The organism is Candidatus Pantoea communis, from assembly GCF_011752685.1.
Classification (GTDB): Bacteria; Pseudomonadota; Gammaproteobacteria; order Enterobacterales; family Enterobacteriaceae; genus Pantoea; species Pantoea communis.
Map to the genome: position 1 here is coordinate 189852 of NZ_VWXC01000004.1, position 16448 is coordinate 206299.

Below are 16448 nucleotides of genomic sequence, written 5' to 3' on the forward strand. Positions count from 1 at the left end.
GAAACCGACCGCAGGCAATGCAGATGTTTTATTGGATGCGCGTGGATGCGCATCCTGACAACGTTATCAGTTTAAGACGTTGGGCAATTCCAGACCGTTTAGCGAAACCTTCCCTACGCTGCCTTTAACTGCCTTTAACTGCCTTTAACCGCGCTAGCTGGCATTCCCCGCCGTTAGCGCAAATCCGCCATCAACACTTTCGAACGGCGCTGATAGTTATACATCTGCTTCTTACTCTCCGGCAGTGATTCAATATCCACCGGCGTAAAGCCGCGTTCCTGGAACCAGTGAATACTGCGGGTGGTCAGCACAAACAGCTTCTTCAATCCCATCTGGCGTGCCTGTAGCGCCACGCGCTCCAGCAACAGCTCGCCGCGTGAAGAACTGCGGTAATCGGGATGCACCGCCACGCAGGCCATTTCACCAATCTGCTCATCCGGGAACGGATAGAGTGCGGCACAAGCGATGGTCAGATTGTCGCGCTGAATAATGGTGAATTTGTCGATCTCCATTTCCAGCTGCTCGCGCGAACGACGCACCAGAATGCCTTGCTGCTCCAGCGGGCGAATCAATTCGAGGATGCCGCCGATATCGTTGATGGTGGCGCGACGAATCTGCTCAGCGGACTCCATCACAATCTGCGTACCAATACCGTCACGCGAGAACAGTTCCTGAATCAATGCGCCATCTTCCTGATAGCTGATCAGGTGGCTACGACGCACGCCGCTGCGGCAGGCTTTCACCGCGCCGCGCAGGAAACGAACGGTACCTGACAGGAAATCACCGTCGTTCTCCATCTCATCGATACGCGCCTGCGCTTCGTTGGGGAACAGCTCAGAGATAATGGTACCTTCGCGGTTGGTGACGCCTTGTTCAGAGCAGAAGCCAATCATTTTCTCGGCTTTCAGCTTAATCGCCAACTGCGTGGCCACTTCTTCTGATGTCAGGTTAAAGCTTTCACCGGTCACCGACACCGCGACTGGGCCGAGCAGCACAATGGCATCATTATCCAGCTGACGATGGATGGCTTCTTCATCGATACGACGAATACGGCCGCTGTGGCAGTAGTCCACGCCATCATCGACGCCCAGCGGCTGGGCAATAATAAAGTTACCGCTCACCACGTTGATGTGCGCACCTTGCAATGGGGTGTTATTCAGGCTCATCGACAGCCGCGCGGTGATATCCAACTGCAAACGTCCGGCGGCCTGCTTCACCAGTTCCAGTGATTGGGCATCGGTTACGCGCGTGTGTTTGTGGTAAATCGGTTCCAGCTGCTGTTGCGCCATGCTGGCATCAATTTGCGGTCTGGCACCATAGACAACCACCAGGCGAATGCCGAGACTATGCAACAAGCCAATGTCGTTAACGATGTTGGAAAAGTTCTCATGCTCGATAGCTTCGCCGCCAAGCATAATGACAAAGGTCTTGTCACGGTGGGCATTTATATAGGGAACGGTATGGCGAAAACCCTGAACCAGTTCAGTACTACGTTCCTTCACGGCAAACCCTCTGTGAATGTTTATTCGTAATTTGTGTATTTTTATGCTCTTTTGCCAGCTAATGCAAGCGCCGGGCCTGACGTTACTTTACGATTTTCCTGATGCAACCCATGCTAACAGCCTGCATTATCTGGTTTTTCTGGCAAAACAACCCACGGCTTGCTAAGCAAAGTTTTCGCCTTCCTCTCGTCAATTGACGATATTTTAGACACTACACGGCAGTTGGAGCGGCATGTCTCAGGCTTTTACACGACGACGATTATTACAGGGTGCGGGCGCGCTCATGCTATTAAGCGTAACGCGAACCGGGCTGGCGGCCAGCCAGCATATTGTGGCGGTGCGCATCTGGCCTTCGTCAACCTACTCCCGCGTGACGCTGGAGTCGAACGTCCCCCTCAAGTACAAACAGTTCACGTTGAGCAATCCCGATCGTCTGGTGATCGACATCGATAACCTGCATATCAATCCGGTCCTGAGAGGGGTGGATAAGCAAGTGCGCGTTGACGATCCCTATATCAAACATGCGCGAGTTGGCCAGTTTGATGCCAACACGGTGAGGGTGGTGCTGGAGCTGAAACGCAACGTGGCGCCGAAGATCTTCACGCTGGCACCGGTGGCAGGCATCAAACATCGTTTAGTGGTCGATCTCTATCCGAGCCAGCCCTCGCCGGAAGAGGATCCGCTACTGGCGTTACTGAACGATTACAACCAGGGTGACCTTGAACGCGATCAACCGGCGCAAGCTCCTTTGCCGGGCAAAGCGGGGCGCGATCGCCCGATTATCATCATGATCGATCCCGGTCACGGTGGCGAAGATCCCGGTGCGCATGGCAAATACAAAACGCGCGAAAAGGACATTGTGTTGAAGATTGGTCGCTATCTGAAGGCGCTGATCGACAAAGAGCGCAACATGAAGGCGTATATGACGCGCAACGAGGATGTGTTTATCCCGCTGCGCGTGCGGGTAGCGAAAGCACGTAAACAGCGCGCCGATCTGTTTGTCTCGATTCACGCCGATGCTTTTACCAGTCGTGCGGCGCGCGGTTCGTCGGTGTTCGCCCTTTCGACCAGCGGCGCAACCTCAACCGCAGCGCGCTTCCTGGCACAAACCCAGAACGAATCGGATTTGATTGGTGGGGTGAGCATGAGCGGTGACCGCTATCTGGATCACACCATGTTCGATATGGTGCAGCGGCAGACCATCAGCGACAGCCTGAAGTTCGGCAAAGAGGTGTTATCGCGCATGGGGCACATTAATCACCTGCATAAACGCACGGTGGATCAGGCGGGGTTTGCGGTGCTCAAAGCCCCGGATATTCCGTCGATTCTGGTGGAGACTGCGTTTATCAGTAATGTGGAGGAGGAGCGTAAGCTGCGCACGCCGCGTTATCAGCATCAGGTGGCTGAGGCGATTCTGCATGGGATTAAGGCGTATTTCGATAAAGGTGCGGTGCTGGCGCGTCGCTGAGAGGAGGGCGGCCACTGCGCCGCTTTTTTATCGGAAGCCAAAAACAAAAAAACACCCGTTAAGGTGCTTATCTGTAATTGGTTGCGGGGGCCGGATTCGAACCGACGACCTTCGGGTTATGAGCCCGACGAGCTACCAGGCTGCTCCACCCCGCGTCCGTCTGCCGCGTTAAGCGACTTTTCACATTGTATTCTTCTTAAGTCAATTGGTTGCGGGGGCCGGATTCGAACCGACGACCTTCGGGTTATGAGCCCGACGAGCTACCAGGCTGCTCCACCCCGCGTCCGTCTGACGCGTTACACGACTTTCAAATTGTCTCTTCACTTAAGAAGAATTGGTTGCGGGGGCCGGATTCGAACCGACGACCTTCGGGTTATGAGCCCGACGAGCTACCAGGCTGCTCCACCCCGCGTCCGTGGATGCGCACTATACTCTCGACGCGCGGCGATGCAACCCCTTTTTGTGTTAAAGCCTTAAATTTACAGCCAGTTGGTGATTAATAGTGCCATTGGGCGATTAATTGTACAGATGTGAGCGCGGTAACTCGTGGCGGATTTCATTCTCTCTGCCCCTTTGCTATCGTCGCGGTGCAAACAACCGAGAAAAAGAGAAAGTGATGAAAGGACATTGGGCGAAGTATGCACTTACTGGCGCGTTTCTCGCGCTGTTAGCTGGTTGTAGTTCTAAACCGACTGACCGTGGTCAGCAATATATTGATGGCAAGCTGGAGCAACCGCTTGGGCTGGTCAATGAACCGAATGCCAAAGGGCGTCCGGTGAATGGCAGAGATTTTGGTGTGCAGATTCAGCAGATTCAGAGTGCCTCCAGCGGCTTATACAGCCGCAACACCGGCACTTACAGCGCTATTCAGAACTGGCTGCTCTCCGGTGCCGATACCCGTCAGTTGAGCCAGTTTGGACTTAACGCTTATCAGATGGAAGGCACCGATAATTACGGTAACGTGCAGTTTACCGGCTACTACACCCCTGTGGTGGAAGCACGCTACACGCGTCAGGGTGAGTTCCAGTATCCCATTTATCGCATGCCACCACGCACGCGCGGTCAGAAACTGCCGAGCCGTGCTTCTATATATAGTGGCGGACTTGATGATCGTTACGTGATTGCCTGGAGCAACTCGCTGATCGACAACTTCATGATGGACGTGCAGGGCAGCGGCTACGTTGATTTCGGTGACGGCCGTCCACTGCGCTTCTTCGGCTACGGCGGCAAAAATGGCTGGGCCTATCACAGTATCGGCAAAGAACTGATCGATCGTGGTGAAGTGAAGCGAGAAGATATGTCGATGCAGGCTATTCGCCAGTGGGCACAGGAACATACGCCGGAGCAGGTGCGTGACGTGCTGGAGACCAATCAATCCTTCGTGTTCTTTAAGCCAGAAGAGTATGTGCCGGTGCGCGGTGCCAGCGCAGTGCCTTTGATTGCCAAAGCGTCTGTCGCATCCGATCGTTCATTGATTCCCGCAGGCACGGCGCTGTTAGCCGAAGTGCCGCAGTTGAACGAGAAGGGCAAATTTAACGGCAAGTATGAGATGCGCCTGATGGTGGCACTGGATGTGGGTGGGGCGATCAAAGGTCAGCACTTCGACATCTATCAGGGTGTGGGTCCAGACGCTGCGCATCTTGCCGGATTTTATAATCACTATGGCCGCGTTTGGGTGCTGAAAGCCGCGCCAGGTGCAGGACAGCCGCTGTTCAGCAATCCGCAAAATGGCAATAATGGTTCACTGATTATCGGGGCGAATTGATATTCTTCCCTGCAGCAAATCAGCGGGAGTATTCAGCTGATTTGCCATGGGTCGCCAGTCTTCGCGATCCAATGCGTCCATCACTGTTTCTGTAGGGTGCGTATTCATGCGCACCGCATCAAAAGGTTTGATATGAAAGTAGTCAGCGATGCCTGGCGGCAACGTTTTGGCGGTACGGCACGTCTGTATGGGGAAGAGGCGCTGCAGCGTTTTGCCGACGCCCATTTTTGTGTGATTGGTATCGGCGGTGTGGGTTCGTGGTCTGCCGAAGCGTTAGCACGCACCGGGATTGGTAAAATCACGCTGATCGATATGGACGACGTCTGCATCACCAACACCAATCGCCAGATCCACGCCCTGCAAGGAAAAGTAGGACAAGCGAAAACCGAGGTGATGGCGGAGCGTATTCGCGCCATAAATCCTGAGTGCGAAGTGATCTGCATTGATGATTTCATCACGCCGGATAACACCGCTGAAATGCTGTCAGCCGGTTTTGATTACGTGATTGATGCGATTGACAGTGTGCGCCCGAAAGCCGCGCTGATTGCCTGGTGTCGTCGTAACAAGATTCCGTTGATCACCACTGGCGGTGCGGGCGGGCAGATCGATCCGACGCAGATTCAGGTCAGCGATTTAGCCAAAACCATTCAGGATCCGCTGGCGGCAAAACTGCGTGAGCGCCTGAAGAGTGATTTTGGCGTGATCAAAAACAGCAAAGGTAAGCTGGGCATTGATTGTGTGTTTTCGACGGAAGCGCTGGTATATCCGCAGCTGGATGGCAGTGTCTGCACTTCCAAAAGTACCGCTGAAGGCCCGAAACGTATGGATTGTGCGGCGGGCTTCGGTGCGGCCACCATGGTGACCGCCACTTTCGGGTTTATCGCGGTGTCGCACGCGTTGAAGAAATTCCTCGCGCGTGCGGCGCGTCAGGCTGCTTGATGCGCGCGTGCGTGGCGCTGCACTGCATCCGCCAACGCTTTTAAGCCACTGCTGCGTGAGGCGCTAAGCTGCGCACGCAGGCCTAAAGTATCAAACAACGCCAGCGGATCCTGTGCTAACAGATCGGCTGGCGTTTTGCCTTCCACCGCCGTCAACAGCACCGCCAGCAAACCGCGCACGATGCGGCCTTCACTGTCGCCGTAAAAGTGTAGTTTGCCGTTGGGTAGCCGTTGGCTGCTCAGCCAGACACGATTTTCGCAACCGCTCAGCTCAATCTCTGCCGTCTTCACGTCATCTTCCAGAGCGGGTAACTGGCGGCTGAGCTGGATCAGCTGGCGATAGCGATCTTCCCACTGATGAAAATGGGAAAATTTTTCGGTCAGGCTGGCTTCAGTAATCACATCGCCAAACGGATGTGGGCCGATCAGGGTGGTCATAACGTTATTCACTCAACAGGTCTACGGCATGATGCATGGCGCGCACCAGCGCATCCACGTCCTGCAAATTATTATAGGGGGCGAATGATACGCGCAGGGTGCCGCTAACACCCAGTGCCGCCATTAATGGCTGTGCACAGTGCTGTCCGGCGCGCAGCGCAATATCCTGCTCTGCCAGCAGCGTGACAATATCGCTGTGATGAATGTCCGCGATATCAAACGCCAGCAGACTGGCATTACCACAACGGAAACTGCGAAAGCCGGGAATCTCGCCTAATTGCTCTTCGGCGAGGCTGGCCAGTTGCTGGCTCCACATCTCTGCTTTTTCAGCGTGGTGATGCGACAGCCATTCCAGCGCCGCGCTCAGGCCCACCACGCCCGCGACATTGGGCGTGCCGGCTTCAAATCGCCACGGTACCGCCTGCTGCGTGAAGCCATTAAAGTCGACGTGCGTTAACATCTTGCCGCCGCCTTGCCACGCATCCATCTCTTCCAGCAGCTCGGCTTTGCCGTACAGCGCACCAATCCCCATTGGGCCATACAGCTTGTGCGCGGAGAAGGCGTAAAAGTCGATGTCCAGCGCCTGAACGTTGGGGGGCGCGTGCACCACGCCCTGTGCGCCATCTACCATCACTTTGGCGCCAACATGATGTGCCAGGGTAATCGCCTGTGCCAGATCCGGACAGCCACCGGTGACATTCGACATCTGCCCAATCGCCAGCAGCTTAGTGCGTGCGTTTAGCAAATCAGGCAGTAGACGAATATCGGGCAGACGATCCGCGCCAATCGGCCATTTCACCACTTTCGCGCCTGCGGCTTTTGCCACCTTTAACCACGGCACCAGATTGGCGTGATGCTCGGCTTCGCTGACTACGATTTCATCGCCAGGTTGTAAGCGCGGTGCCAGCCAGCTGTGCGCCACCAGATTGATGGCCTCCGTGGTGCCACGCGTCCAGACAATCTGACGGTCATCGCCCGCGTGCAGCCATTTGGCCACCCGGCCGCGCGCCTGTTCATACTTCTCTGTCAGGTCGCGTGCTGATTTGAACTGGCTGCGATGCACGGTGCCTGCGCTCAAGCTATAGAACTGCGATGTGGCGTCGATCACAGCCTGAGGCTTCAGGGCAGTGGCTGCGCTATCAAGATAAACGCCCGCATCGCTTAATGCCGGAAACTGCGCACGGAAGGCGGTTGGGGAGAAGATGGTCATACGAAACCCACTGTATTCAATTTTAGGACCAGGCTGAAACCCGGCCGATTCGCTGGCAAAGCTGGAAAAGCGCGTTATGCTATTTATTGCAAGGTTTGAACCGCAACCCGCATAACGAATCGACCTTTACCAGTCGATTTCACTTTTTGCTGCCTCTGGTCAGCGCTTGCGGGTGGTTTAATGCAATCAATCTGCAAGGAGATAGAAGATGAAAAAACTCGCCGCAGTGCTGGCCGTGTGTACCATGGCCTTTACCCTGGCTGCTTGTTCCAGCAATTATGTCATGCATACCAATGATGGTCGCACCATTGTAGCGGACGGGAAACCGAAAGTTGACGATGAAACCGGTATGATCAGTTATAAAGATGCCAATGGCAACGAGCAGCAGATCAATCGTACAGATGTGAAAGAGATGGTTGAGATGGGTCAGTAAGCAGCAAGCCAAAAAATTTCCCGGAGAAATTTTTACGTCGCTTCAGTGACGGCCCGAAAGGCGTACACAGGGATGTGTAGGACAAAAAAAAGCACCGCAATTTGCGGTGCTGCATAAAATCACTTGGACAGACAGGGTAAATCTACAGGAATTAAAAGTTTGATCTGCAATCGTCAGATCAAAATGCAAACACAACATCACGACCACAAGCCAAAAGCTCTCCAAAAGTCTGCGATCTCTCGCACGTTTCCAGAAATCTTTTCGTTCCGGCTCAGGAAGTGCGGCAACTATAGGTATTTGCTGGAGCTTCCTCAACGGACAAATTATAATGTCTCGGATTAAAATAACTAATACGTAACGACCTTGTATAAGTCGGACTGTTACCTTGTGAATCCGCTGATGGAAAACCATGTCTAAACGCCTTCCACCGCTTAATGCTTTACGCGTCTTCGATGCTGCAGCCCGCCATTTAAGCTTTACAAAAGCCGCTGAAGAGCTGTTTGTCACCCAGGCAGCAGTTAGCCACCAGATTAAATCTCTGGAAGATTTCCTCGGTCTTAAGCTATTTCGACGGAGGAATCGTTCGCTTTTACTGACAGAAGAAGGTCAAAGCTACTATCTGGATATTAAAGAGATCTTCTCGGCTATCAACGATGCGACGCGTAAACTTCAGGCGCGTAGCGCGAAGGGTGCCTTAACCGTCAGTCTGTTGCCCAGCTTTGCCATTCAATGGCTGGTGCCCCGTCTTTCCAGCTTTAATATGGCTTATCCGGGCATCGATGTGCGTATTCAGGCGGTGGACCGTGATGAAGAGAAACTGGCCGATGATGTTGATGTGGCGATTTTCTATGGGCGCGGTAACTGGCCGGGTCTGCGCGTTGAGAAACTGTATGCCGAATATTTGCTGCCGGTCTGCTCGCCCATGTTTCTGACTGGCGACCATCCGCTTAAAACGCCCGCCGATCTGGCACACTTTACGCTGCTGCATGATGCTTCGCGCCGCGACTGGCAATCCTATATCCGTCAGCTAGGATTGCAGCACATTAATGTGCAGCAGGGGCCGATCTTCAGCCATAGCGCGATGGTGCTGCAGGCGGCGATTCACGGCCAGGGCGTGGCGCTGGCTAATAATGTGATGGCGCAGAGTGAAATTGAAGCTGGACGGCTGGTCTGTCCATTTAATGACGTGTTAGTCAGTAAAAATGCTTTTTATCTGGTTTGTCATGACAGTCAGGCAGAACTGGGTAAAATAGCCGCCTTTCGTCAGTGGATCCTGGAAAAAGCCGCAGCTGAACAAGAAAAATTCCGCTTTCGCTACGATCACTAACGCGTTGAGTGCTGCACAGTGATGTGCAGTTTCATCCTGAGGAACAATGAATGTCCAGTCGTGCCATGTTTGTGTTTGCCGCCATCAGCGGATTTCTGCTGGTGGCCTTTGGTGCTTTTGGGGCTCACGTGCTGAGCAAATCGCTCGGCCCGGCCGAAATGGCGTGGATCCATACCGGCCTTGAATATCAGGCCTATCACACATTGGCGGTGATTGGTTTGGGTGCGGCAATGCTGCGTCGCGCCAATATCTGGTTTTACTGGAGCAGCGCTGCGCTGGCGCTTGGCACCGTGTTGTTCAGTGGCAGCCTGTATTGTTTAGCGTTGTCGCACTTGAAGTTTTGGGTTTTTGTTACGCCAGTGGGAGGGTTGTTCTTCCTGATTGGCTGGTTCTTGATGTTGATTGGCGCATTGCGTCTTAAACGAAAGGCGGATCGCCATGAATAAAGTTTTGCTCTATTGCCGTCCTGGCTTTGAGAAAGAGTGTGCGGCAGAGATCAGCGCCAAAGCCGCTGAACGTGAAGTTTACGGTTTTGCCCGTGTCAAAGATGATTCTGGTTACGTGATCTATGAGTGCTATCAGCAGGAAGATGCCGAAAAGCTGATTCAAACGCTGCCGTTTGCCGAGCTGATTTTTGCCCGTCAGATGCTGGTGGTGGGTGAACTGCTGCGCGATTTGCCGCCAGAAGATCGTATTACCCCGATTGTCGGCATGCTAACCGGTGTGGTGGAGAAGGGCGGCGAGCTGCGTGTCGAAGTGCCGGATACCAATGAAGCGAAAGAACTGACCAAGTTCTGTCGTAAGTTAACCGTACCGCTGCGCGCCAGCCTGCGTGAGAGCAAAATCCTGCTCAACTACGAATCGCCGAAACGTCCAGTGATTCATGTGTTCTTTATTGCTCCGGGTACCTGCTATGTCGGTTATTCGCTGCCAGAGAACAACTCCCCGTTCTATATGGGTATCCCGCGCCTCAAGTTCCCATCAGATGCGCCAAGCCGTTCAACGCTGAAGCTGGAAGAGGCGTTTCACGTCTTCATCCCGGCCGATGAGTGGGATGAGCGCCTGGGCAGCGGCATGTATGCCGTGGATCTTGGCGCGTGTCCTGGCGGCTGGACCTATCAGCTGGTTAAACGCAGCATGTGGGTGTACGCCGTAGATAACGGCCCGATGGCGCCCAGCCTGATGGATACCGGGCAAGTCACGCACTGCCGTGAAGACGGTTTCAAATACCGCCCATCGCGCAATAACATTAGTTGGCTGGTGTGTGACATGGTGGAAAAACCCGTTCGCGTCGCCAGTTTGATGACGGAGTGGCTGGTCAACGGCTGGTGCCGTGAGGCGATTTTCAACCTCAAGCTGCCGATGAAAAAGCGTTATGAAGAAGTGACGCAAAATCTGGCCATGATGGATGCGGCATTGAAAGAGAAGGGCGTGAATGCCCAGATTCAGGCGCGCCAGCTGTATCACGATCGGGAAGAGATTACTGTACATGTGCGCCGGCTTTGGGCGGCTGTAGGCGGCCGTCGCGACGAACGCTAAATTTCCCGTCATACTTCGCGCCACAGGTGCGTTGGCTACGTTTATACGCCCCAGTCACATACTGATGTATGCTCCTGGGGACTTAATAAACTTGCCGCCTTCCTGTGACACGAATTATTTAGGGAAATGCTGCGCACTCTTTTAATTCTTCCTGATCTTCCGTGATACTTCACGCCACTGGTGCGCTTGCCGCCTTGCTGTAGCACAAATTATTTCGCAGGATGCATTTCCCGTCATACTTCGCAGGATTCCTGGGATCAAATCGTAGCGGAGCAATTTATTGCGCATGTTGCGAGGCTCGCAGATGTGTGCAGCAGAGACGTCGCACACATCATTCAAGCCTTATACCGCAACGTATTTAAATTCCCCTTCAGAACCAAATCACGTTTTAACGTTGAGACCTGGCGGCAAATCTCTGCTATCTGCTGGTGGTCGCGCAATTTCTTTTGCCACTTTTCCGGAACCTGATCGAACTGCTGATAAAGAGCTTCCAGGGTGCCGAACTGCGTGAGTAAATCGCGGGCGCTTTTGGGACCGATGCCGGTAACGCCGGGGATTTTGCTGCTGCTTATGCCGCACAGTCCCCAGTAATCGGGTAATTGTGCGGGTGTGACGCCAAACTCGTGCTCGATGAAAGGCACGTCCAGCCAGCGTTTTTGGAAATAATCACGGATGCGGATATTCGGCGCTAAAAGCTGGCAATAACCTTTGTCGGTGGAGACGATAGTTGCCTGATGTCCGGCATCGGCCATTTTCACCGCCAGCGTGGCAGCGAGATCGTCAGCTTCATCGAGATCGGCGACCCAGCAACGCACGCCGACAGCCTCAAAGGCCTGCTGGATAACGGGCATCTCCATCTGCAAATCATCCGGCATCGGTGGGCGGCCCGCTTTGTAATCGGGCAGCAGCTGATGCCGCCAGCCAGGGTGACGATCGTGGCTATCGAATACCGCCACGACGTGCGTCGGTTGCGTGTGGCCTAAAAGCTGATGCAGCGCGGCAACGCAGGCTTCGCGGCAGGGCGTGCCTTGCACGGCATGCAAACGGCGGATCAGGTTCAGCGCATCAATAATCAGAAGATGAAACGACATAGTGATAATGGCAGCCCGCAGGCTGCCTTCCTGATGGGTTATTTAATGATTTCGTAGCAGGGGATGTAGGCGCTGCCTGGCAACTTCATACGCTGCTGGGCGACGAAGCCCTGCAGCAGTTCATCCATGCGATGCATAATGTCGGCGTCGCCGTGCAGTTTGTAAGGCCCCTTCTCGCGGATTTCGCGAATACCGACCTCCTTAACGTTGCCGGCAACAATACCAGAGAAAGCGCGACGCAAATCAGCAGCCAGTTTTTCCGCTGGCTGGTTCGGGAACAGCTTCAAGTTAGCCATGTTTTCGTGCGTCGGTACAAACGGTACCTGCAACTCTGGCGCGATGCGAATCGACCAGTTAAAGCTGTAGGCATCGCCAGTTTCGCGGCGATACTCTTTCACCTGCGGCATGGCTTTCTTCATCAGACGCGCCACTTCAGCAGCATCATCAATGATGATCTTGTAGTGCTTACGCGCGGTTTCACCCAGCGTATTAACAATGAAATCATCCAGAACGCGGAAGTAGTCGGCGCTCTCTTTCGGGCCGGTGAGAATCAGCGGCAGAACCTGATCGCTGTTGTGTGGATTCATCAGAATCCCCAACAGATACAGCAACTCTTCTGCGGTGCCAACACCACCCGGGAAGATCACGATGCCATGCGCAATACGCACAAACGCCTCAAGACGCTTTTCGATATCTGGCATGATGATCAGTTCATTCACCAGCGGATTTGGTGGCTCAGCCGCGATAATTGACGGTTCGGTCAGGCCAATGAAACGGCTGTCATGATAGCGCTGCTGGGCATGACCCACCGCGGCACCTTTCATCGGCGCTTCCATCACGCCAGGCCCACAGCCGGTGCAGATGTTGAGTTCACGCAGGCCCATTTGCGTACCGACATTGCGGCAATACTGATACTCCACCGCGTTAATCGAGTGACCACCCCAGCACACCACGGTGTTGGGATATTCGCCAATGTGCAGCGCACGCGCGTTACGCAGAATCGAAAACACCTGATTCGTGATGTGAGCGGAATCATCAGCGTTTTGCTGATCGTTGCGCTCAAGCTGGCCATTCACAAACAGAATATCGCGCAACACGGCAAACAGGTTGGCCTGCAATGAGCGGATAATACGGCCATCAACAAAGGCTTCTTCCGGAGGATTAATCAGTTCGAGTTTGACGCCGCGCTCACGGCGCAGCACGTTGATGTCGAAATTTTCAAAACGGGAGAGCAGTTCCTGACTACTGTCGGTCTGGCTGCCGGAGTTGAGCACCGCGAGTGAGCAGTTGCGAAAAAGCTGGTAAAGGTCGCTGCTGGCCGTTTGCTTCAGCATGTCGACTTCCAACTGGGAGAGCAGATCCATTGAGCCAAGCGGGCTGATATGTGTAATCAAGAGAACTCCTTTACACGCAAATGCGTGGCGGGTGACGCTGCGCTTAACTTGCTGAACGCAGTGACGAAAATCCTTCGGGACGCAGGTTTAGACCTTAGCGCCTTTGACAGAGTAACGTTGTACGCAGTGAATGCTCAAGTGGAACCGCGCATCCGTGCTGCGGCCTGCGAGGCGTCTCGCAATCTGTTACTGACGGACCAGGCGGGAAAACCCGGGAGAGAAGGGGACGTTGCTGCGCCACGGATTGATATCCAACCCACCACGGCGCGTATAACGTGCATAAACAGTCAGGGCTTCTGGTTGGCAAAAGCGTTGAATGTCGTTGAAAATGCGCTCAACGCACTGTTCATGGAATTCATTGTGCTGACGGAATGAGATCAGGTAACGCAGCAGGGCTTCACGATCGATACGTGGGCCTTTGTAGCGAATCATCACAGAGCCCCAATCGGGCTGATGAGTGATCAGACAGTTGGATTTCAGCAAATGGCTCACCAGCGTTTCTTCCACCACTTCACTGCCTGCAGCCTGGGCTAAATAATCTGCGTTGAAAGCATAGTCGTGAATCTCGATATCCTGCTCGTCAATGACATCGCCATTGAAATGGCCGATCGGCTGTCCTTCGACTTCGCCCAGACGGAACAGCGCCACGCTGACCTCGCCATTGGCACAGGCGCGCAAATCGCGCTCGAGTGTCTGGCGTACTTCTCCCCAGTCCGCGAAACGCGTCTGGTTAAAACTGTTAAGATAGAGCTTAAAGCTCTTGGACTCGATCAGGTTTTCGCTGTCCGCGCGCAGTACCACTTCGCCTACCGCCACCTGCGGCACGCCTTTGCTGTTGAGCCAGGAGAGTTCGTACAGCGTCCAGATATCTGCGCCCTGGAACGGCAGATTATCCGGGTAGAGCCCCAGCGGTTCGCGATTCAGGCTGCGCGGCACCGATTGCAGCAGCGTGTTATCGTAGCGATCAACATAAGCCGTGGGCTTACCTAACGTCAGGCCGCTTAACGCCTGATCGCGGTTTTCAGAAGACATATCGGTTACCACTAAATTCCATCAAAGTGGCTAAGTGTAACCGATCACAAGCGAGAAGAAGAATGATGCAGCAAACCGCAGATGCCCTGCGTGAGTTTACCGCCCGTTATGTGCAACATTGGCAGCAGCAGGCTGGACATCTGCCCGCCAGTTCGGATCTGCTGGGTGTGCCATCCCCTTGTATTGTCAGCACGCTGGATGATTGTGTGCTGTGGCAACCACAGCCCTTCACCTTGCCAGCCACGCTGGAAGCCGTCGAGCGGGCACTGGATATTCAGTTGCAATCGGAAATCAGTGCTTTTTACACCTCGCAGTTTGCCGGCGATATGACCGCAACCTTTCAACAGCAGCCGATAACGTTGTTACAGGTGTGGAGCGAATCAGACTTTACCCGCTTGCAGGAGAATCTGATTGGCCATCTGGTCATGAAGCGCCGCTTAAAACAGAGTCCAACATTATTTATTGCGACTACTGAATCGGAGCAGGATGTGATTGCTCTGTGTAATCTTTCCGGTGAAGTGATTCTGGAACAGCCTGGTAGTAAAAAGCGTCAGGTGCTGGCGGCAAGCATTCAGACATTTCTTAATGATTTACAACCGGTTAAAGCCTGATTAGCAGATTTCACAGGTTAAGTTTGTAAGAGATCTCTCACATCAGGTGTGAGAGATCGCTAGATCATCTTGCAGCTATCCGGAAAACAAAGATGTAAAAATATTGTGAATCATAAGCTTATGGCATCACTCCTAAAATTAGTAGTGTGAGAAATCTATTAACGCGTCTTACTAACTTGTTATTACGATGGTTTCTGACAGAATAGTCACCACTGGCAGGATGCTGGAGATAGAGAGACGTTCAGGAGAATGTCAGCCAGGAGGCAGGAACGTAACGGAGTTTACGGCACATGGAAGGCTTCAGGATGAAGCAGGACACTCAGGATTGAGTCAGGGACACCTCCAGGACGGAGAATGAGAGCCACGTGGATGGTGGTGGGCCAGGATGCTAAGGATATCTGTCACGATGACAGGCAATGGAAAGCAGAGGACAAGTTGTCATGGATGAGCAGGGAGCACAGCGGTGGCGGGAATGCTGCGAACGAAACCGGGAGCACTGTAATCACAGTGCTCCCTTTTTTTATGCCTTTTTTGCACGTTGAACGACTAATGGTATGCTTGCCGCCCAATTTTTCTCTGGAGGTGGCGTATGTCGTCGCAAATGATTATTCAACAGCTGCAGCAGATCGAAGCGGTGATGCGCGAACACGGCCACTGGCAGACGCAATCCCCTGAGCCGGCAGCCTTCGCCAGCACCGAGCCTTTTTGCCTCAATACCATGGAGCCGCTGGAGTGGCTGCAGTGGGTACTCATCCCACGTTTCCATGCGTTAATCGAAGCCGGAGTGCCGCTTCCGCAAAATTTCTCTGTCACGCCTTACTATGAAGTGGCGTTACCTGCGACCACGCCAGGCCATGCGGTCCTGTTGCTGACATTGGGCCAGTTTGATGCGCTTTTTCAGGACCCGACCTCTTAATGCTGGAAATCCTTTATCAAGATGAATGGCTGGTCGCCGTCAACAAACCGTCCGGCTGGCTGGTGCATCGTAGCTGGCTCGATCGCGACGAAAAAGTGGTGGTGATGCAAACGGTACGCGATCAAATTGGTCAGCACGTATTTACCGTGCATCGCCTCGATCGCCCCACCTCCGGCGTACTGTTAATGGCGCTCTCCAGCGAAGTGGCGCATCTACTGTCACAGCAGTTCGAGCAGCATAAAATGCAGAAGACCTATCATGCGGTGGTGCGCGGTTGGCTGGATGGCAGCGCGACGCTCGATTATCCGTTGGTCGAAGAGCTGGATAAGATTGCCGATAAGTTCGCCACTCAGGAACGTACTGCACAGGAAGCCGTCACCGACTATCGCTCACTGGCGCAGGTAGAGATGCCCGTGGCGATCAGTCGCTACAACAGTGCGCGCTACACCCTGGTGGAGATGTCGCCGCATACCGGCCGTAAACATCAGCTTCGCCGCCATATGGTGCATCTGCGCCACCCGATTATTGGCGATAGCGCCCATGGTGATTTGCGGCAGAATCGGGGGGCAGCAGAGCACTTTGGTATGAATCGATTGATGCTGCATGCCAGTGCGCTGAGTCTGACGCATCCGGTCACCGGAGAACCTCTGGTGATTCGCGCCGGGCTCGATCGCGTCTGGCAAGGCATGCTGCAACAGTTTGGCTGGCAGGATCAGATCCCTGAGGTTCCCAGGGTTGAGTTTGCCGACGAGGCAGTCCAGGATAAGCCAACAGAATAAAGGAG

16 protein-coding genes and 3 tRNA genes are annotated in these 16448 nt (G+C 53.9%); 10 read left to right on the top strand and 9 right to left on the bottom strand.

Annotation, left to right across the window (positions count from 1 at the left end; all coding sequences use genetic code 11):
• Positions 1-173: 173 nt before the first annotated feature.
• Complete coding sequence (gene argA, locus F3J37_RS08050) at positions 174-1502, bottom strand: amino-acid N-acetyltransferase (protein ID WP_034823094.1); 1329 nt, start codon at positions 1500-1502, stop codon at positions 174-176.
• Between the two features lie 232 nt (positions 1503-1734).
• Between argA and amiC the strand changes: the two genes are divergently transcribed.
• Positions 1735-2970: an N-acetylmuramoyl-L-alanine amidase AmiC gene (gene amiC, locus F3J37_RS08055; protein WP_034823092.1), complete on the top strand. Its 1236-nt coding sequence runs from the start codon at positions 1735-1737 to the stop codon at positions 2968-2970.
• Positions 2971-3048: 78 nt separating this feature from the next.
• Here amiC and F3J37_RS08060 read toward each other — a convergent pair.
• The 3 genes from F3J37_RS08060 to F3J37_RS08070 all read right to left on the bottom strand — a co-directional run bounded on the left by F3J37_RS08060 (position 3049) and on the right by F3J37_RS08070 (position 3382).
• Positions 3049-3125, bottom strand: a tRNA-Met gene (locus tag F3J37_RS08060).
• A 51-nt stretch (positions 3126-3176) separates the two neighbouring features.
• Positions 3177-3253 (bottom strand) — tRNA-Met (locus F3J37_RS08065).
• Positions 3254-3305: 52 nt separating this feature from the next.
• Positions 3306-3382 (bottom strand) — tRNA-Met (locus F3J37_RS08070).
• A gap of 204 nt (positions 3383-3586) precedes the next feature.
• On the opposite strand from F3J37_RS08070, the gene mltA reads away from it, so the two are divergent.
• Complete coding sequence (gene mltA / locus F3J37_RS08075) at positions 3587-4735, top strand: murein transglycosylase A (RefSeq protein WP_034823090.1); 1149 nt, start codon at positions 3587-3589, stop codon at positions 4733-4735.
• A gap of 132 nt (positions 4736-4867) precedes the next feature.
• Positions 4868-5674, top strand: a complete 807-nt coding sequence (gene tcdA / locus F3J37_RS08080; RefSeq protein WP_160868328.1) for a tRNA cyclic N6-threonylcarbamoyladenosine(37) synthase TcdA — start codon at positions 4868-4870, stop codon at positions 5672-5674.
• Here tcdA and csdE read toward each other — a convergent pair.
• Complete coding sequence (gene csdE, locus F3J37_RS08085; protein WP_097117983.1) at positions 5662-6111, bottom strand: cysteine desulfurase sulfur acceptor subunit CsdE; 450 nt, start codon at positions 6109-6111, stop codon at positions 5662-5664. The genes tcdA and csdE overlap by 13 nt on opposite strands.
• 4 nt (positions 6112-6115) lie before the next feature.
• Positions 6116-7321, bottom strand: a complete 1206-nt coding sequence (gene csdA, locus F3J37_RS08090) for a cysteine desulfurase CsdA (RefSeq protein ID WP_160868329.1) — start codon at positions 7319-7321, stop codon at positions 6116-6118.
• 208 nt (positions 7322-7529) lie between these two features.
• Here csdA and F3J37_RS08095 point away from each other — a divergent pair, with 208 nt between their 5' ends.
• The 4 genes from F3J37_RS08095 to rlmM all read left to right on the top strand — a co-directional run bounded on the left by F3J37_RS08095 (position 7530) and on the right by rlmM (position 10620).
• Positions 7530-7754 carry a YgdI/YgdR family lipoprotein gene (locus tag F3J37_RS08095; protein WP_034823084.1) on the top strand — a complete coding sequence of 75 codons (225 nt, stop codon included), beginning with the start codon at positions 7530-7532 and terminating at the stop codon, positions 7752-7754.
• A gap of 409 nt (positions 7755-8163) precedes the next feature.
• Positions 8164-9081, top strand: coding sequence for a transcriptional regulator GcvA (locus tag F3J37_RS08100; RefSeq protein WP_045816412.1), 918 nt, complete (start codon positions 8164-8166; stop codon positions 9079-9081).
• A 50-nt stretch (positions 9082-9131) separates the two neighbouring features.
• Positions 9132-9527: a DUF423 domain-containing protein gene (locus F3J37_RS08105; RefSeq protein ID WP_034823080.1), complete on the top strand. Its 396-nt coding sequence runs from the start codon at positions 9132-9134 to the stop codon at positions 9525-9527.
• Positions 9520-10620: a 23S rRNA (cytidine(2498)-2'-O)-methyltransferase RlmM gene (rlmM, locus tag F3J37_RS08110; RefSeq protein ID WP_166932918.1), complete on the top strand. Its 1101-nt coding sequence runs from the start codon at positions 9520-9522 to the stop codon at positions 10618-10620. Before F3J37_RS08105 ends, rlmM begins: the two co-directional genes overlap by 8 nt.
• Positions 10621-10955: 335 nt before the next feature.
• Here rlmM and xni read toward each other — a convergent pair whose 3' ends face one another.
• The 3 genes from xni to queF form a co-directional block, all read right to left on the bottom strand.
• Positions 10956-11711: a flap endonuclease Xni gene (gene xni / locus F3J37_RS08115; RefSeq protein WP_166932920.1), complete on the bottom strand. Its 756-nt coding sequence runs from the start codon at positions 11709-11711 to the stop codon at positions 10956-10958.
• Positions 11712-11749: 38 nt separating this feature from the next.
• Positions 11750-13105 (bottom strand): nucleotide 5'-monophosphate nucleosidase PpnN, encoded by a 1356-nt coding sequence (ppnN, locus tag F3J37_RS08120; RefSeq protein ID WP_166932922.1) that lies wholly within the window; start codon positions 13103-13105, stop codon positions 11750-11752.
• Positions 13106-13291: 186 nt separating this feature from the next.
• Positions 13292-14137: an NADPH-dependent 7-cyano-7-deazaguanine reductase QueF gene (queF, locus tag F3J37_RS08125; protein ID WP_034823076.1), complete on the bottom strand. Its 846-nt coding sequence runs from the start codon at positions 14135-14137 to the stop codon at positions 13292-13294.
• Positions 14138-14199: 62 nt separating this feature from the next.
• On the opposite strand from queF, the gene syd reads away from it, so the two are divergent.
• From syd to truC, 3 genes are all read left to right on the top strand, one after another.
• A complete protein-coding gene (gene syd / locus F3J37_RS08130; RefSeq protein WP_058961517.1) occupies positions 14200-14748 on the top strand; it encodes a SecY-interacting protein in 549 nt (182 codons plus the stop codon).
• A 589-nt stretch (positions 14749-15337) separates the two neighbouring features.
• Complete coding sequence (locus F3J37_RS08135) at positions 15338-15664, top strand: YqcC family protein (RefSeq protein ID WP_058961516.1); 327 nt, start codon at positions 15338-15340, stop codon at positions 15662-15664.
• Positions 15664-16443 carry a tRNA pseudouridine(65) synthase TruC gene (truC, locus tag F3J37_RS08140; protein ID WP_166932924.1) on the top strand — a complete coding sequence of 260 codons (780 nt, stop codon included), beginning with the start codon at positions 15664-15666 and terminating at the stop codon, positions 16441-16443. Before F3J37_RS08135 ends, truC begins: the two co-directional genes overlap by 1 nt.
• The last annotated feature ends 5 nt before the right edge of the window (positions 16444-16448 follow it).